We start from the raw sequence: 839 nt of genomic DNA, 5'->3' as shown, positions 1-839 counted from the left end.
CGGCCAGCTCGTCCAGCCGGCCCAGGGCGCCCGGCGGCACGACGAGCCGCTCCCGGCGTTCCTCGGCGTCGCGCCGTACGCCCCCGTCGGGGCGTTCGATCAGGTCGGAGAAGTCGTCCAGATTCACGGGGATCTGCCTCGCGGGTCGATACGGGGAGTGGTCCGGGGAGCCCGGCGGCGGGCTCCCTGCGGAACAGTACCCGCCACGTTTTCCGGGCCCGCCCGGTACGGCCCCGCGCCCCGGCCGGGCCGCCCCCTCAGCCGCGCAGCGGCAGCACCTGGCCCGCCACCACCAGCAGCACCCGCTCGCACTCCCCGGCCACCGCCGCGTTCAGCCGGCCCAGCTCGTCCCGGAAGCGCCGCCCGGCCGCCGTCGCCGGCACCACCCCGGAGCCGGTCTCGTTGGTCACCAGGACCACCGTGCGCCGCGTCCCGCGCACCGCCGCGACCAGCTCCGCCGTCCTGGCCCGCAGCGCGCGCTCGCCGCCCTGCGCCCACGCCGCGTCGTCCCAGGCGTCCACCCGGTCCATCGCGTCCGTCAGCCACAGCGACAGGCAGTCGATGAGCAGCGGCGGCCCGTCCGAGGACAGCAGCTCCGCGAGCTCACAGGTCTCCTCGGTGCGCCAGGCGGCCGGCCGGCGCTCCCGGTGCAGCCCCACCCGGGCCGCCCAGTCCGCGTCCCCGTCCCGGGTGCCGCCCGTCGCCACGTACAGGACTTCCGGGTACGTCTCCAGGCGCCGTTCCGCCTCGACGGACTTCCCGGACCGGGCGCCGCCGGTGACCAGGGTGCGCCGGGGGACCGCGGCCGGGGCGCGGAAGCCGCCGACGGCCAGCGTCGT

The 839-nt window shown here is 78.2% G+C and carries 1 protein-coding gene and 1 pseudogene; both read right to left on the bottom strand.

Annotated features, from left to right (window positions below):
• Window positions 1–127, bottom strand: a pseudogene (locus G3I41_RS37215) (nicotinate-nucleotide--dimethylbenzimidazole phosphoribosyltransferase); the annotation flags it as partial.
• Between the two features lie 130 nt (window positions 128–257).
• A partial coding sequence (locus tag G3I41_RS30760; protein ID WP_164403820.1) for a bifunctional adenosylcobinamide kinase/adenosylcobinamide-phosphate guanylyltransferase occupies window positions 258–839 on the bottom strand: 582 nt, incomplete at its 5' end.

It is taken from the genome of Streptomyces sp. SID9727, from assembly GCF_010550605.1.
Classification (GTDB): Bacteria; Actinomycetota; Actinomycetes; order Streptomycetales; family Streptomycetaceae; genus Streptomyces.
This window is presented reverse-complemented; position numbering and strand designations above follow the sequence as displayed.